Here is a 15231-nt window from a genome sequence, read left to right as displayed (position 1 = left end):
GCACGGCGCCCCGGCGGTCCGGGGCGCCGCACCGTGCGGCGGGTCGAGCGGTGGAGCTAAGGCGGTCAAGGAGTTACGCGTCCAGGACCGCGAGGGCGTCGATCTCGATGAGCAGGCCGGCCGGCAGGCCCACGTACACCGTGGTGCGGGCGGCGGCGGGGGCCTTGAGGCCCTGCTCCTCGAAGTAGGCGTTGTAGATCTCGTTCATCTCCGCGAAGTGGTCCACATCGGTGAGGTAGACGCGCATCATCATCACGTCGTCCCAGCTCGCGCCGCCCTCCTCCAGGATCGCCTTGACGTTGGCGAAGGTCTGGAGGGTCTGCTCGCGCAGGGTGGGGCCGGCCGGGGTGGGTGCCTGGCCCTCGACCGCCGGCAGGAAGCCGACCTGGCCCGCGACCTGGAGGATGTTGCCCTTGCGCACGCCGTGCGAGAACTTGGCGGGCGGGGTGGTGTGCGTGGCGGGGGTGATCGCGGTCTTGTCAGTCATCGGAACTTCCTTGTGCGGGTGGGGTGTTGGGTGCGGTGCCGGAGTATTCGCGGCTGATGGCCTCCGCGGTGCGGCGCACCTGGGGAAGCAGGGCGAGGAGTTCCTCGGCGGTGACGACGACGTTCGGCGCGGACACCGACATCGCGGCGACGACCTTGCCGTCCGCGCCGTGGATGGGGGCCCCGACGCAGTTGATGGACTCCTCGTGGCCACCGAGGTCGGTGGCCCAGCCCTGTTCGCGCACGGTCGCCAGCTCCTTGAGGAAGGCAGCCGCGTTGGGCGTCGAACGGGACGTGTAGGTGGGGTAGTCGAGCTTCTCCGCGACGGCGCGGCGCTCGGCCTCCGGCAGGTCGGCGAGCAGCAGCTTGGCCACGGCCGCCACCGTGATGGCGACGGGCTTGCCGATGCGCGAGTACATCCGCACCGGGTAGCGGCTCTCGACCTTGTCGATGTAGAGGACCTCGCCCTCCTCGTGCACGGCGAGGTGGACGGTGTGCCCGATCCGCTCGTTGAGCGCGACCAGGTGGGGGTGGGCGATCTCGCGCACGTCCAGGTTCTCGACGGCCTCCTGGGCGAGCGCGAACAGGCGCGCCCCGAGCCGGTAGCGCTGGTCCTCCTGGCGGTAGACGAGCCCGTGCTCGTGCAGGGTGCGCAGGAGCCGCAGCGCGGTGGACTTGTGCACCCCGAGCCGGTCGGCGACCTGCCCGAGGTCGGCGGGGCCCTGCGCGAGCAGCGGCAGGATGCTCAGCGCCCGGTCGACGGTCTGGCTCATCTCGTACGTACCTCCTGGTCCTCCCCCGTCCACCCGGGGCCGAGACGAAGTCTCCCCCAGGCGGTGTCGTCCAGGGCCACCAGCCGGTCGGCGTGTGCGCGGGCCGGCGGCCGGGTGAGGTCGCCCGGCACGGTGAGCACGGCGGCTGCCATGAGGTGGCCGTGCCGGATGCGGTCGCGTACGGCCAGGCCCCGCAGGGTGGCGGAGAGGAACCCGGCGGCGAAGGCGTCGCCCGCGCCGACGGGGGCGACGACGTCGACGCGCGGGGACGGCGCGCGGCACCCGGCGCCCGCGGCGCCGCCGGTGCGACCGTCCTCGCGGGCGAAGACCGTCGCACCGGCCGCGCCGCGCTTGACCACGAGCACCTCCGGTTCGGGCAGGGCCGCGCGGATCGCGTCGGCTCCGCGCAGCCCCCAGGCGGCCTCCGCCTCGTCCTCGCCCACGAAGACGAGGTCCGCCCCGCGTGCCAGCTCCAGCAGGACCCGCGGTCCGGCCGCGTCCCGCCACAGCCCCGGGCGGTAGTTGACGTCGAAGGAGAGGAGGGGGCGGCTGGGGCGGCGGGAAACGAGGTCGCGCATCAGGGCGAGGCAGTCGTGCGAGAGGGCCGCGGTGATGCCGGAGAGGTGCAGGATGCGTCCGGACCACAGGTCCCGGTGGGGCACGTTCGCCGGGGACATGGCGGAGGCGGCCGAACCGGCGCGGTAGTAGAGCACCTCGTGCCCGTGGGCCGAGCGGTCGTCGGCGGTGCGGAAGTAGATCCCGGTCGGCCGCTCGGGATCGCGGCGCACCGCGCTCACGTCGACGCCGTACGCGCCGATCGCCTCGACCAGGTGGTCGCCGAAGCCGTCCGCGCCGACCCGGCTGACCCAGCGCGCCCGGTGCCCGGCGGCGGCCAGCGCACAGGCCACGTTGGACTCGGCGCCGCCGATGGTCCGCTCGAAGGCGGGCACATCGGCGAGGCGGCCCGCCCGGGACGGCAGGAAGGTGACCATGGACTCGCCGAGGCAGACGACGTCGACCTGGCTGTCGGCGTGATCCGCGGCGGCTGGGGATCCGGTGGTCACTGCTGGCTCCTCGCTGCTGGGCGGCCGGGGCGGGTCATTGACCCGGCGTTGGCCCGGATGTTAGACAGCATTAAGCGATATGCGCAATGGGTGTTGCAGATGTTGCAACACCATCCCGAGGAGGGTGAGGTTCCCGTGGCAGCCACCGATCGCGAATCCAGGCTTGCGGCGCTCGGCGCCGAACGCGTCGACCACCGCTTCAAGGGGCTGCCGCCGGACGCGGAGGGCCTCACCTTCGACGAGCTGGCCGCCGAGCGCCGCAACCTGTTCACCGGGGGGTTCACCACGCCCGTCCTGGCGCTCTCGGCGGAGGACGTCGAGCACAACCTCGCCCTCCTGGAGACCTACGCCGAACGCCACGGCCTGGCCTTCGCGCCGCACGGCAAGACGTCGATGGCCCCGCAGCTCTTCGCCCGCCAGATCGAGCGCGGTGCCTGGGGCATCACGCTCGCGGTGCCCCACCAGGTGCGCGTGGCGCGGGCGTTCGGCATCGACCGGATCTTCCTCGCCAACGAACTCGTGGACGCTGCGGCGCTGCGCTGGATCGCGGACGAGCTCGCCCGCGACGAGGCGTTCCGCTTCATCTGCTACGTCGACTCCGTCCGCGGCGTCGAGCTGATGGACGAGGCCCTGCGGGGCGCCGCCCGGCCGGTGGACGTGGTGGTCGAACTCGCCGCGGGCGAGGGCGCCCGCACGGGGGTGCGCACCGGGGCCCAGTGCGCGGAGGTCGCCGACGCGGTGGCCGCCACGTCCACGCTGCGGCTCGTCGGGGTCGCGGGGTACGAGGGCGAGGTGCCCTCGGCCGACCCGGAGCGGGTACGGGCCTACCTCACCCGGCTCGTCCGCCTCGCGGCCGACTTCGACGCGGCGGGGCGGTTCGCCGCGGCCGGCGTCTCCGAGATCGTGCTCAGCGCCGGGGGCTCGGCATGGTTCGACGCCGTCGCCGACGTGTTCGCCACCGTGCCCGAACTCTCGCTCCCCGTACTGAAGTTGCTCCGTTCCGGGGCGTACGTCTCGCACGACGACGGGCACTACCGCAGGCTGACGCCCTTCAACCGGGTCCCCGCGGAGGGCTCCCTCCGGCCCGCCTTCCGCCTGTGGGCGCAGGTCGTCTCGCGGCCCTCGCCGGAGCAGGCGTTCCTGAACGCGGGGAAGCGGGACGCGGCGTACGACCTCGACCTGCCCGAGGCGCAGGTGGTGCGCGATGCCCGCACCGGGGAGGTGCGGGACGCCTCCGGGGTGGAGGTGACGGGGCTCTCCGACCAGCACGGGTGGGTGCGGACGTCCGGAGGGGCGGGGGTGTCTGTCGGGGACTGGGTGGGGTTGGGGCTTTCGCATCCTTGCACTGTGTTCGACAAGTGGGGGGTCATTCCCATGGTGGGCCAGGACGGCACGGTCCTGGACTACATCCACACCTGCTTCTGACCCCCTGGGGCTGCGCCCCAGACCCCCATCGCGCCTGAACGGCGCTCGTCCTCAAACGCCGGACGGGCTGAGGATGCGCATGCTGGCCCGCACCGGTGCGCTCAGGGGCGCGGGGAACTGCGCGAGGAGCGACCACGGTCCGCACACGACCAAGGGGTTGGGGCGCGGGGAACTGCGCGAGGGGGGCAGGTCGTGGCCCCGCACCCCCCGCCCCCCCCACCCCCGGAGGGTCTCGGGAAGGGGCGGGATGGGGAGAGAACAGCATCGACTACCAGAGAGGCCTCATGGACCTGCTCATCCGGGACGCCCGGGTCATAGACGGCACCGCAACCCCCTCCTACCGGGCCGACCTCCGCCTGACCGAAGGCAGAATCACCGAAATCCGCCGCCCGGGCGACCCCACCCTGACCGGCTCCGGCAGAGCCACCCGCACCCTGGACGCCCACGGCCTCGCCCTGGCCCCCGGGTTCATCGACATGCACGCCCACTCCGACCTCGCCCTGCTCCGCGACCCGGACCACAGCGCCAAGGCCGCCCAGGGCGTCACCCTGGAGGTGCTCGGGCAGGACGGGCTCTCGTACGCGCCCGTCGACGACCGCACGCTGGACGAGGTCCGCCGGGCCATCACCGGATGGAACGGCGACGGCGGCGACATCGACTTCGACTGGCGCTCCGTCGGCGAGTACCTCGACCGCCTGGACCGCGGCATCGCGGTCAACGCCGCCTACCTCGTGCCGCAGGGCACCGTACGGATGTATGCCGTGGGGTGGGACGACCGGCCCGCGACGCCCCAACAGCTGGACCACATGCGGCAGTTGGTGGCCACCGGCCTGGAGGAGGGCGCCGTCGGCATGTCCTCGGGGCTCACCTACACGCCCGGCATGTACGCCACCGACTCCGAGCTCACCGAGCTGTGCCGCGTCGTCGCCCGCTACGACGGCTACTACTGCCCCCACCACCGCTCCTACGGCGCCGGCGCCCTCGAAGCGTACGAGGAGATGGTGCGGCTCACCCGGGACGCCGGGTGCGCCCTGCACCTCGCCCACGCCACCATGAACTTCGGCGTGAACAAGGGCCGGGCGCCCGAACTCCTCGGGCTGCTCGACGACGCGCTCGCGGCCGGCGCCGACATCTCGCTGGACACCTATCCGTACACCCCCGGCTGCACCACGCTGGTGGCCATGCTGCCCAGCTGGGCGAGCGAGGGCGGCCCGGAGGCGATTCTCGCGCGGCTGCGCGACGACGCCACCGCCGAGCGGATCCGCCACCACATGGAGGTCGTCGGAGCGGACGGCTGCCACGGCGTGCCCATCGAGTGGGACACCATCGAGATCTCCGGCGTGAGCGACCCGGGGCTCGCCGGGTGCGTCGGCAAGACCGTCGCCGCTGCCGCCGCGCAGCGCGGCGAGGCGCCGTGGGACACCGCGCGGCGTCTGCTCGTCGCCGACGGGCTCGGGTCCACCATCCTCCAGCACGTGGGCCACGAGGAGAACGTACGGGCCATCATGCGCCACCCCGTGCACACCGGCGGCAGCGACGGCATCCTCCAGGGCTACAAGCCGCACCCGCGCGCCTACGGCACCTTCCCGCAGTATCTCGGGCGCTACGCACGGGAGTTGGGCATCATGTCCCTGGAGGAGACCGTCGCCCATCTCACCTCGCGCCCCGCCGCGCGGCTGCGGCTGCCCGACCGGGGGCTGGTCCGCGAGGGCTACCGCGCGGACCTCGTCCTGTTCGACCCGGACACCGTCGCCGCCGGCTCCACCTTCGAGTCCCCGCGCACGCTGCCCACCGGCATCCCGCACGTCCTGATCGACGGCCGGTTCGTCATCGAGGACGGTCGGCGGACCGGTGTACTGGCGGGCCGCTCGGTGCGGCGGACGCCCGGTGCGCGCTGAGCGGGCCCGTCGCGAGCCCGCGCGCCGCCGTCAGGTAGACGGTGCGCAGCGGGCCGTAGTCGGCGGAGTAGGCGAGCTGGGTCAGGGCAAGGGCCTGCAACGCCTTGGCGCTGCGCAGGGCCGCGCCGGGCGCGGGCGCCCCGACCACCTGGTCGAGCAGTTCGAGGACCTTGTCGTAACGGGGAGCCGGGGCGTCGTACTCGCGCTGCGCGGCGGCCAGCAGCCCCCGCCAGCGCAGCCGCCCCCGAGACCGGTCGGTCATGGCCACTGCCTCCTGATGCGTGCGGAGCGGTCGTCGCCCGTGCGGCTGTGGACGGGCGCCTCCACGGGACGCTAGGAACAGGCGCGCGTGCGGCACAACACCGTCGGGTCCGGGGTGGCTCAATCCGTCCCGGCCGCGCCCGGCCCTCAGGGCGCCGGACGGATCCGCACCGACGTCCCGCCCGCCCCGTCCGCCCCCGAAGTGATGTGCAGGGTGCGGGACTTGGAGTCCCAGGCGCCGGCCACGCCACTGCCCGTGACCAGGCCGCCGTGCGGGAAGGAGCGGGCGGGCAGATAGACCTCGGTGTCGCCGCGCACGCCCGGCTTGGGGCGCCAGCTCAGGGTCAGGGTGCGGCTCTCCGCGTCCCAGGCGTAGGCGACCGGATCGCCCGCGACGGCCCTCGGCTGCGGGCGGTCGAGCACCGGCAGCAGGGCGGTGGGGCGGAGGTTCTGGTCCCAAGGGGCCCAGGAACCGGGGTCGTTGGACCAGTAGGCGGTGCCCGCGCCCAGTTCGTCGGCCATGGCCCGCACCCTGGCGACGTACGCCGGAGCGCCGGGCAGGGTGGCGTCGAGGCCGTACTCGCCGATGAGGACGGGCGCGCCGAGGCGCCGCGCGGTCTTCTCGGTCTGCTCGCGCCAGGAGGCGAGCGTGCGGTCCACCCAGGTAGCGGTGTCCCCGGTGTAGCCGCCGCCGAGGTCCATGGGCAGCGGGTACAGGTGCGGCGCGTACGCGATGCGGGCGTCCTCTCCGTCGCCGCGCGGGTCGGGCAGGTACGGGAGGGCGCTGGGCAGGCCCCAGTTGGCGCTGACGGCCTCCGGCTCGACGAAGATCCAGGAGTCGCGGTCGACGGCGCGGACGGCGTCGATGGTCTGCCGGTAGAGCGCGGCGAGCGGCCCCGCCTCGAATGCGGGCCCCTGGACGCTGCCGCCGAACGGCTCGTTCATCAGGTTGTAGCCGAGGACGGCCGGATCGTCGGCGAACCGGGCGGCCACATGGGCCCAGGCCGCCGCGTAGTGGGCGCGCAGGTCGCGGCCGCCCGGCCGGGTGCCCCAGAAGTGGTCGAAGGCCCGGACCGTGCCCGGCTCGATGTACTTGAGCTCCCACTGCCCGCGCTCGGCGACGGGCAGCCCGTCGGCCTCGGTCGCCCAGGCGGGCGCGCCGTTGCCCTTGACGGCGGGTCCGTACACGTCCTGGTGCAGGTCGAGCATGACGTGGATGCCGCGTGCCCCGTACCAGCGCACCCGCTCGGCCACCCGGTCGAGATAGCCGTCGTCGTACGCGCCCGGCTCCGGCTCGACGCTGCGCCACTGGATCAGGAAGCGGACGAAGTTCGAACCGAGCGCGTCCGCCTCGCGCTGGACGTCGCCCTCCTTGATCCACGGCAGGCCGTCCGGGCGGGACTTGGCGCTGCTCGCGGTGTTGAGCCCGGTCAGGACGAGGGCGCGGCCCTGGTCGTCGGTGATCCAGCGGTGCCCGGAGGCGGTGCGGACGGGACCGGCGCCCGCGGGGCCGACCGCGACGAGGAGGGCGGCGGCGACCGCGAGCACGCTGACCGCCGCCCCCCACCGCCCCACCCTGGCCCCCAGCCGCATGGCAGGACTGTAGGGCCTCGGGCGCCGCCCCAACACCCCTGCTCACAGCCATAGTTGAGTTTTGTTCAGCATCTTCTCTTCGGTCGCCGCGTGCCCTAGGGTCCGCCCATGCGCCTGCCGATCCGCCCGTTCCCGCGTCCGGCCCGGCCCCTGTCGCCCGTCGTGGCCGTGGCCGCGGCCTGTGCGCTGCCGGCCGTGCTGCTCGGGTGCACGCCGGTACTCACGGAGTTCACCGCGCACGCGGGCGCCGCCCTGGTGCCGAGCGCGCTCGGGGCGCCGTTCGCGCTGCCGGCGCTGCGGGTGGTGCCCCTGGGGAGCACCGGGTGGGCGGCCATGCTGTGCGAGGACTTCGCGGTGGTGGCGCTGGTGGCGGTGGCGGCCCTGCGGATGCGGCGCCACATGCGGCTGCACCCCCGGGCGGGCCGAGCGCGCCGCGCCCTCGCGGCCTGGACGGCCCTGATCGCGGCCGGGGCGGCGGCCGGCCTGTGGCGCGGCCTGGTGATGGCCCGCATGACAGAGGCGGGCCCTGCCGGTTGGCCGGCGTACGCGGCGGCGGGCGCGGCACTGGGCGCCCTGTGGGGCACGACCTTGGGCTGGCTCCCCGCGGCGTCGACCTGGGCGGGCCGGACATCAGGATCGGGCCGGGACCGGGGTGGCGACACCTGAAGTATCTCAACTATGAGAGTTGCGATAGGGTGCGCCGCATGGAGACGAGGACGTACACGACGATCGACCTGCGCAAGCAGATGGGCGAGATCCTCGACCGCACCCGTATCGCCGGTGAACCGGCCGCGATCACCCGCAAGGGCAAGACCCTCGCCTACCTGGTACCTGCCGAATGGTTCGAGCGCTACCAGGCGACCGCGGCCGCACAGGAGACCGCCGACCAGGATGCCGCCTGACTCGGCAGCGGACCAGGAGCCCTCACGCCATGACAGCGCAGCCGTTGCACTTCGACGGACCCGGCGGTGACCACCCCCGCCGCGTACCGGTCATGCCCGAACGCACCCCTCAGGCGCTTCGCCTGGCCATCCAGGAACACGCGCCCCATCTGCTGCCGGATTTCGAGGCGCACTGGCGGCGTGACATCGGGGACGCGTTCAACCTCACTCCAGTACCGGCGTTCATGCGCCTGTGGTGGACGCAGTACGCCATCGCACGCGATCCCGGTCTGGAAGCGCACCTCAACGACCTGCAGGCACGCGCGGCCAAGGCCGAGGACGCCGAGGAGTCCGGCCGGCTCCTGGCCGAGTACAGCCGGTTGCGACGAGCCGCGAGTCTGGCGGAGCCCGGGCGGTGACGGACGCGCCGCCGCTTCCCCCTTGGCAGATGGACTGGACCATCGAGGCGCGTGAGGAGTTCGATCGCATGCCGCCCGAGGGGCAGAGCCTCATCATGGCTGCCCGCGCGGAGCTGATCACCGCCACCGACCCCTACTTCCGGGGCATCGACGCCGACGTGACCCTGCCGCACTGGATCACCGTCCGGCCCCTGACCTCCACCAGCCCCGGCGGCCCGCACATCGCCGATCTGGCCGGCGGCCGGGGGTGGCTCATCTACACCTTCATCCGCCGCCATGCGGAGCCGCACATCACCGTCACCGACGCCTTCTGGACATAGGGGGGCGGGAGCTAGGCAGGGTTCGGGGGCAGGCCCTGGGAGAGGGTGGTCATGGTGCGGGCGAGCAGGGCCGGTAGGTCGTCCTGGTGGTCGTGTTCGGCCCAGTAGACGGTTGCTTCGTGCAGCGCGGCCAGGACCGCCGCGGCGAACACCCGTACCTCCAGGTCCACCCCGTCGCGCCCCGCCCGCTCCGCCAGCACCTCGCACAGCATCCGGCCCGTCGTCGCCGTCGACTCCCTCATGCGGGCCCGCAGCGCCGGCACCTGCGCGATGAGCCGCGTCCGGTGCAGCGTCCCCTCGCGGTCGTGCGCCAGGGAGAGCCTGGCCGCCTCGGTCACCACGTACCGCAGGGACTCCAGCGGCGGCTCCTGCGGCGGGCGGGCGCGCAGCTCGCGGAGCATGACCGGGTCGGACTCGTCGGTCAGGACGATGTCCTCCTTGGTCGGGAAGTAGCGGAAGACCGTCGAGGGGGACACCTCCGCCGCCTCCGCGATCTGCTCGACCGTCGTGGCCTCGTACCCCTGGTGCGCGATCAGCCGGTAGGTGGCCCGGCGGATCGCCGTGCGGGTCTTCAGCTTCTTGCGTTCGCGCAGGCCCGGCCGGGGCTCGGCCTGCGCGGGTGGGGCGGACGGGCCGGAGCGGGCCGAGGGTGGGGTGCGGGGGGCGGCGGCCATGGTCGAGGGGTTATCCGTGCTGGTAGGCGACGAGCGAGATGCCCACGTAGTGCACGACGAACGCGGCGAGCGTCAGGGAGTGGAAGACCTCGTGGAAGCCGAAGAAGCGCGGCGACGGGTTCGGGCGCTTGATCCCGTAGATCACACCGCCCGCGCTGTACAGGAGCCCGCCGACGACGACCAGCACGAGCACCGCGACCCCGCCGGCCCGCATGAAGTCGGGCAGGAAGAAGACGGCCGCCCAGCCCATCGCCAGGTAGCAGGGGGTGTAGAGCCAGCGCGGAGCGTTGATCCAGAAGACCCGGAAGACGATGCCGGCCGCCGCCGCCGCCCACACCGACCACAGCAGGACCCGGCCCGTGGAGCCGGGCAGCAGGAGCAGGGTGAGCGGGGTGTAGGTGCCCGCGATGATGAGGAAGATGTTGGCGTGGTCCAGGCGGCGCAGGATCGCCTCGCCGCGCGGACCCCAGGTGCCACGGTGGTAGAGACCGCTGATCCCGAAGAGCAGACAGGCGGTCAGAACGTAGATCCCGCAGGCGATCCGCGCCTTGGTGGAGCCCGCGAGCGCGGTCAGCACCAGCCCCGAGATCAGTACGGCCGGGAACATCCCGGCGTGCAGCCAGCCGCGCAGCTTCGGCTTCACCATCTGTGTCACCGGATCGATCGCGCGAGCCATCACCTGATCAGTCATGCTCCGCATGCTACCTACGGCTCCGTAAGTTACGGATAGGTACGGTCCGTCACCGAGCGTCCTGCGACCGACGGGTAAGTGAACGGCAAATGGCAGTTAAGAAGGCGGTAAGTGGTGATGCTCACGTGAGAGGCCCCCTGGACATATGGGCGAGCGACGCGGAAGATCAGATGAGTGCGGTCGGCACCGGATGAGCGCCAACAGGATCCATGGGGTCAAGCATCCGGGTCGCAGCCCCCACGGGGCGGCAATGAAGTAGTTCGTCAACCCGTCCAGCAGACCCTCATCAAGGAGCGATCGTGGCGCGCGATATCGCGGCTCCCCTCTCAGCCCCCACCAAGCACCAGGAACTGATCTCGTGGGTCGACGAGATCGCGGAACTGACCCAGCCGGACAGCGTGGTCTGGTGCGACGGATCCGAGGCCGAGTACGAGCGCCTGTGCGGGGAGCTCGTCGCCAAGGGCACGTTCAGGAAGCTGGACGAGGCCAAGCGCCCCAACTCCTACTACGCCGCCTCCGACCCGCGCGACGTCGCCCGCGTCGAGGACCGTACGTTCATCTGCTCCGAGAAGGAGGAGGACGCGGGCCCCACCAACCACTGGAAGGCCCCCGCCGAGATGCGGGCCGTCTTCACGGGTGAGCAGGGCGTCTTCCGCGGTTCGATGCGCGGTCGCACGATGTACGTCGTGCCGTTCTGCATGGGCCCGGTCGGTTCGCCGCTGTCCGCGATCGGCGTCGAGATCACCGACTCCGCCTACGTCGCCGTGTCGATGCGCACCATGACCCGCATGGGACAGCGCGTCCTGGACGAGCTCGGCACCGACGGCTTCTTCGTGAAGGCCGTCCACACCCTGGGCGCACCGCTGGCCGACGGCGAGGCCGACGTGCCGTGGCCCTGCAACACCACCAAGTACATCTCGCACTTCCCCGAGTCGCGCGAGATCTGGTCCTACGGCTCGGGCTACGGCGGCAACGCCCTGCTCGGCAAGAAGTGCTACGCGCTGCGCATCGCCTCCGTCATGGCGCGGGACGAGGGCTGGCTCGCCGAGCACATGCTCGTCCTCAAGCTGACCCCGCCGAACGGCGAGGCCAAGTACGTCGCCGCCGCGTTCCCGAGCGCCTGCGGCAAGACCAACCTGGCCATGCTGGAGCCGACGGTCCCGGGCTGGAAGGTCGAGACGATCGGTGACGACATCGCCTGGATGCGCTTCGGCGAGGACGGCCGTCTCTACGCGATCAACCCCGAGGCCGGCTTCTTCGGCGTCGCGCCCGGCACCGGCGAGCACACCAACGCCAACGCCATGAAGACCCTGTGGGGCAACTCCGTCTTCACCAACGTCGCGCTCACCGACGACGGCGACGTGTGGTGGGAGGGCATGACCGAGACGGCGCCCGCGCACCTCACGGACTGGAAGGGCAACGACTGGACGCCGGCGTCCGACACCCCGGCCGCCCACCCCAACGCCCGCTTCACCACGCCCGCCGGGCAGTGCCCGACGATCGCCCCGGAGTGGGAGGACCCCAAGGGCGTGCCGATCTCGGCCATCCTCTTCGGTGGCCGCCGCGCCTCCGCGGTGCCGCTGGTGACCGAGTCCTTCGACTGGAACCACGGCGTCTTCCTGGGCGCGAACGTCGCCTCCGAGAAGACCGCCGCCGCCGAGGGCAAGGTGGGCGAGCTGCGCCGCGACCCGTTCGCGATGCTGCCGTTCTGCGGCTACAACATGGGCGACTACATGGCCCACTGGATCAAGGTCGGCGCCACCGCGGACGCCGCGAAGCTGCCGAAGATCTACTACGTGAACTGGTTCCGCAAGAACGACGCGGGCAAGTTCGTGTGGCCCGGCTTCGGCGAGAACAGCCGCGTCCTGAAGTGGATCGTGGAGCGCCTTGAGGGCAGGGCCGAGGGCGTCGAGACCCCCATCGGCGTCCTGCCGACGAAGGAGTCCCTGGACACCGACGGCCTCGACCTGCCGGAGGCCGACCTCGACTTCCTGCTGAACGTCGACAAGGAGGTCTGGCGCGAGGAGGCGGCGCTGGTCCCCGAGCACCTCAACACCTTCGGCGACCACGCGCCCAAGGAGCTGTGGGACGAGTACCGCGCCCTGGTGTCGCGCCTGGGCTGAACCGCCCCGAAACCCCCTCCGGTCGGGCCGCCTGTCCTGGTCCGGCCGGAGGTGTACGCGGCGGGTCGGTTCGACATCCGCCCTGACCTGTGGGGTCACTCGTGACCCGCCGCGCCTCGGCCGGCCCCCGGAGTTCCCTCACGGCTCCGGGGGCCGGCCGTTTTCCGGGTACGCCGCAGAGACGACGTCCGCATCCGGGTACGCCCGGCAATGACCGGCGTCGCCAACGGGTGCTCTCGTCAAGGGAGTTGGAGATGTGTGGCGCCCGGTCCGCAGACCTCCGCGGCTCGCGGACCGGGGCCGAACGGGGGCCGCGTCAGGAGGCGGCGGTGAGGGAGCGGGCCGCCGCGTGGGCGTCCATGCGCTCGGCCGCGAGGATCGCGGCGGCGGTGTCGGCGCGCGAGGCGGCGACGAGCAGGGCGCGGCCCGCGAGCGCGTGGGCGCGGGCGTGCAGCGCGTCGCCGCCCGCTCCGCTGAGACCGGCGTGACGCACCGGCGGCAGACCGCCGCGCAGCCGGGCGACCTGGCGCGCGATGGCGTCCCCGGCCTCGGTCAGGCCGAGTTCGTCCGTGACGGCCAGCAGGGCGGAGAGGTGCCCGGCCAGCTGGATGTCCAGCTCGTCCTCGCGGGAGCGGTGCGGGATGCGGGCCTCGTCGGCGGCCACCGTGCTGTGGACCGACTTGGTGCGGATCGGTTCGTACATGGGAATGGCCTCCTGAGCGTCTCAGGAAGCCATCCTAGCTTAGATCCTGTCTAAAGTTGAAGCGGTCCCAGCCTATGGCCCGGGCCCGGTTACATCTGGCTGTAGCCGTCCAGGAACGTGCCGATCCGGGTCACCGCGTCGGCGAGGTCCTTGGCGGACGGCAGGGTGACGATGCGGAAGTGGTCGGGCTCGGGCCAGTTGAAGCCGGTGCCGTGCACCACCATGATCTTCTCGGCGCGCAGCAGATCGAGGACCATCTGCCGGTCGTCCTTGATCTTGTAGACGTTCGGGTCGAGCCGCGGGAACAGATAGAGCGCGCCCTTCGGCTTCACACACGTGACGCCCGGGATCCGGGTGAGCAGCTCGTACGCCGTGTCGCGCTGCTCCAGGAGCCGGCCCCCCGGCAGCACCAGCTGCTCGATCGACTGGCGCCCGCCCAGTGCGGTGGCCACCGCGTGCTGGGACGGCATGTTGGCGCACAGCCGCATGTTGGCGAGGATGGTCAGGCCCTCGATGTACGAGGACGCGTGGGCCTTCGGCCCGCACACCGCCAGCCAGCCCGAGCGGTAGCCGGCCACCCGGTAGTTCTTCGACAGGCCGTTGAAGGTGAGGACCATCAGGTCCGGCGCGATCACGGCGGTCGGGGTGTGGGTGGCGCCGTCGAACAGGATGCGGTCGTAGATCTCGTCCGAGCAGACGACCAGGTTGTGCCGGCGGGCGATCTCGGTGAGCCCGCGCAGCATCTCGTCGTCGTACACCGCACCCGTCGGGTTGTTCGGGTTGATGATGACGATGGCCTTGGTGCGGTCGGTGACCTTGCGCTCGATGTCGGCCAGGTCCGGCATCCAGTCGGCCTGCTCGTCGCAGCGGTAGTGCACCGCGGTGCCGCCGGCGAGCGAGACGGAGGCCGTCCACAGCGGGTAGTCCGGCGCGGGGACCAGGACCTCGTCGCCGTCGTCGAGCAGGGCCTGCATCGACATCTGGATGAGCTCCGAGACGCCGTTGCCGAGGTAGATGTCCTCGACGCCGAGCTCGATGCCCTTGGTCTGGTAGTGCTGCATCACCGCGCGGCGCGCGGAGAGCAGGCCCTTCGCGTCGCCGTAGCCGTGCGCGCCCGACAGATTGCGGAGGATGTCCTCCAGGATCTCGGGCGGGCACTCGAAGCCGAAGGCCGCCGGGTTGCCGGTGTTGAGCTTGAGGATGCGGTGGCCCGCCGCCTCCAGGCGCATGGCCTCCTCGAGCACCGGGCCCCGGATCTCGTAACAGACATTGGCGAGCTTGGTCGACTGGATCACCTGCATGACGGCCACCTTACGGCCGCGTTTCCCGGGGCGCCTCGTGTTTGCGGCCCGATCGGGGGGTGGGGCCCCCGGGTGCGCCCGGGGTGGCTTCCATCGCAATGCGGGGGGTGGGGGTGGGGTGGGGAATGGGGGGTGGGGTGGGGGTGGGGGGCTTGGAATGGGGGTGCTGCTCTTGGGGGGTGAGATCTTGCCCACGCCCTGGGGGTTGCCCATGACGGGGTTGCCCGTGACGGGGCTGCCCGGGCCCGGCGCCCTGGGGCTCCGCCCCAGACCCCGGGGGCGCTTGCCCACCCACCCACCCGTGCAGGAGGCTGGAAGGGTCCGGCCCCCGGGGCTGCGCCCCAGACCCCGGCGGGCTTGCCCACCCGCCCGCCCGTGCAGCGGGCTGAAGGGTGCCTGGCCCTGGGGCTGCGCCCCAGACCCCCTGAGGGGCTCCGCCCCTCGAACCCCGGCGGGCTTGCCCACCCACCCGCCCGTGCAGGGGGTTGTACCGGCTGGGCCCCTGGGGCTGCGCCCCAGACCCCCTGAGGGGCTCCGCCCCTCGAACCCCGGCGGGGGCTCCGCCCCCTGCACCCCTGCTCGGGGCTCCGCCCCGAACCCCGATCGCGCCTGAACGGCG

At 72.5% G+C, this 15231-nt stretch carries 16 protein-coding genes; 7 read left to right on the top strand and 9 right to left on the bottom strand.

Translation table 11 applies throughout. From position 1 onward, the window contains the following. Positions 1–73 precede the first annotated feature (73 nt). The 3 genes from ACGF3I_RS30345 to ACGF3I_RS30335 are packed head-to-tail and all read right to left on the bottom strand — an operon-like array spanning position 74 to position 2323. Positions 74–487 carry a RidA family protein gene (locus tag ACGF3I_RS30345; protein ID WP_100574838.1) on the bottom strand — a complete coding sequence of 138 codons (414 nt, stop codon included), beginning with the start codon at positions 485–487 and terminating at the stop codon, positions 74–76. Continuing rightward, complete coding sequence (locus tag ACGF3I_RS30340; RefSeq protein ID WP_393137591.1) at positions 480–1259, bottom strand: IclR family transcriptional regulator; 780 nt, start codon at positions 1257–1259, stop codon at positions 480–482. The genes ACGF3I_RS30345 and ACGF3I_RS30340 overlap by 8 nt, the downstream gene beginning before the upstream one ends. Beyond that, positions 1256–2323 carry a sugar kinase gene (locus tag ACGF3I_RS30335; RefSeq protein WP_393137589.1) on the bottom strand — a complete coding sequence of 356 codons (1068 nt, stop codon included), beginning with the start codon at positions 2321–2323 and terminating at the stop codon, positions 1256–1258. Before ACGF3I_RS30335 ends, ACGF3I_RS30340 begins: the two co-directional genes overlap by 4 nt. A 99-nt stretch (positions 2324–2422) precedes the next feature. On the opposite strand from ACGF3I_RS30335, the gene ACGF3I_RS30330 reads away from it, so the two are divergent. After that, positions 2423–3748 (top strand): amino acid deaminase, encoded by a 1326-nt coding sequence (locus ACGF3I_RS30330; protein ID WP_393137587.1) that lies wholly within the window; start codon positions 2423–2425, stop codon positions 3746–3748. 284 nt (positions 3749–4032) lie between these two features. After that, on the top strand, positions 4033–5646 hold the full coding sequence (locus ACGF3I_RS30325) for an amidohydrolase family protein (RefSeq protein ID WP_393137585.1): 1614 nt from the start codon (positions 4033–4035) through the stop codon (positions 5644–5646). On the opposite strand, the gene ACGF3I_RS30320 is transcribed toward ACGF3I_RS30325, so the two are convergent. Beyond that, entirely contained in the window at positions 5576–5908 is a 333-nt protein-coding gene (locus ACGF3I_RS30320) for an alkyl sulfatase dimerization domain-containing protein (RefSeq protein WP_393137583.1), read from the bottom strand. The genes ACGF3I_RS30325 and ACGF3I_RS30320 overlap by 71 nt on opposite strands. Positions 5909–6054: 146 nt before the next feature. Next, complete coding sequence (locus ACGF3I_RS30315; protein ID WP_393137580.1) at positions 6055–7500, bottom strand: cellulase family glycosylhydrolase; 1446 nt, start codon at positions 7498–7500, stop codon at positions 6055–6057. Positions 7501–7608: 108 nt separating this feature from the next. Here ACGF3I_RS30315 and ACGF3I_RS30310 point away from each other — a divergent pair, with 108 nt between their 5' ends. The 4 genes from ACGF3I_RS30310 to ACGF3I_RS30295 are packed head-to-tail and all read left to right on the top strand — an operon-like array spanning position 7609 to position 9120. Further along, positions 7609–8166 carry a hypothetical protein gene (locus ACGF3I_RS30310; RefSeq protein WP_393137578.1) on the top strand — a complete coding sequence of 186 codons (558 nt, stop codon included), beginning with the start codon at positions 7609–7611 and terminating at the stop codon, positions 8164–8166. Between the two features lie 38 nt (positions 8167–8204). After that, the gene (locus ACGF3I_RS30305) at positions 8205–8402 is read left to right on the top strand and encodes a type II toxin-antitoxin system prevent-host-death family antitoxin (RefSeq protein WP_393137577.1); all 198 of its coding nucleotides are present in this window, start codon (positions 8205–8207) and stop codon (positions 8400–8402) included. 29 nt (positions 8403–8431) lie between these two features. Further along, the gene (locus ACGF3I_RS30300) at positions 8432–8800 is read left to right on the top strand and encodes a hypothetical protein (RefSeq protein WP_393137575.1); all 369 of its coding nucleotides are present in this window, start codon (positions 8432–8434) and stop codon (positions 8798–8800) included. Next, complete coding sequence (locus ACGF3I_RS30295) at positions 8797–9120, top strand: hypothetical protein (RefSeq protein ID WP_393137573.1); 324 nt, start codon at positions 8797–8799, stop codon at positions 9118–9120. The genes ACGF3I_RS30300 and ACGF3I_RS30295 overlap by 4 nt, the downstream gene beginning before the upstream one ends. 11 nt (positions 9121–9131) lie before the next feature. On the opposite strand, the gene ACGF3I_RS30290 is transcribed toward ACGF3I_RS30295, so the two are convergent. Together ACGF3I_RS30290 and ACGF3I_RS30285 are read right to left on the bottom strand one after the other, a co-directional pair. Further along, on the bottom strand, positions 9132–9794 hold the full coding sequence (locus ACGF3I_RS30290; RefSeq protein ID WP_393137571.1) for a TetR/AcrR family transcriptional regulator: 663 nt from the start codon (positions 9792–9794) through the stop codon (positions 9132–9134). Between the two features lie 10 nt (positions 9795–9804). Then, positions 9805–10494, bottom strand: a complete 690-nt coding sequence (locus tag ACGF3I_RS30285; RefSeq protein WP_393137569.1) for a hemolysin III family protein — start codon at positions 10492–10494, stop codon at positions 9805–9807. A 290-nt stretch (positions 10495–10784) separates the two neighbouring features. On the opposite strand from ACGF3I_RS30285, the gene ACGF3I_RS30280 reads away from it, so the two are divergent. Beyond that, entirely contained in the window at positions 10785–12608 is a 1824-nt protein-coding gene (locus ACGF3I_RS30280; RefSeq protein ID WP_393137567.1) for a phosphoenolpyruvate carboxykinase (GTP), read from the top strand. Positions 12609–12924: 316 nt separating this feature from the next. Here ACGF3I_RS30280 and ACGF3I_RS30275 read toward each other — a convergent pair whose 3' ends face one another. Further along, positions 12925–13311: a hypothetical protein gene (locus tag ACGF3I_RS30275; RefSeq protein ID WP_393137565.1), complete on the bottom strand. Its 387-nt coding sequence runs from the start codon at positions 13309–13311 to the stop codon at positions 12925–12927. Between the two features lie 89 nt (positions 13312–13400). Then, positions 13401–14612: a pyridoxal phosphate-dependent aminotransferase gene (locus ACGF3I_RS30270; RefSeq protein WP_393137563.1), complete on the bottom strand. Its 1212-nt coding sequence runs from the start codon at positions 14610–14612 to the stop codon at positions 13401–13403. Positions 14613–15231 lie beyond the last annotated feature (619 nt).

This window comes from Streptomyces sp. NPDC048111, from assembly GCF_043202815.1.
GTDB lineage: Bacteria > Actinomycetota > Actinomycetes > Streptomycetales > Streptomycetaceae > Streptomyces.
The sequence above is the reverse complement of the archived record's forward strand: the minus strand, read 5'-3'. Positions and strand labels throughout refer to the sequence as shown.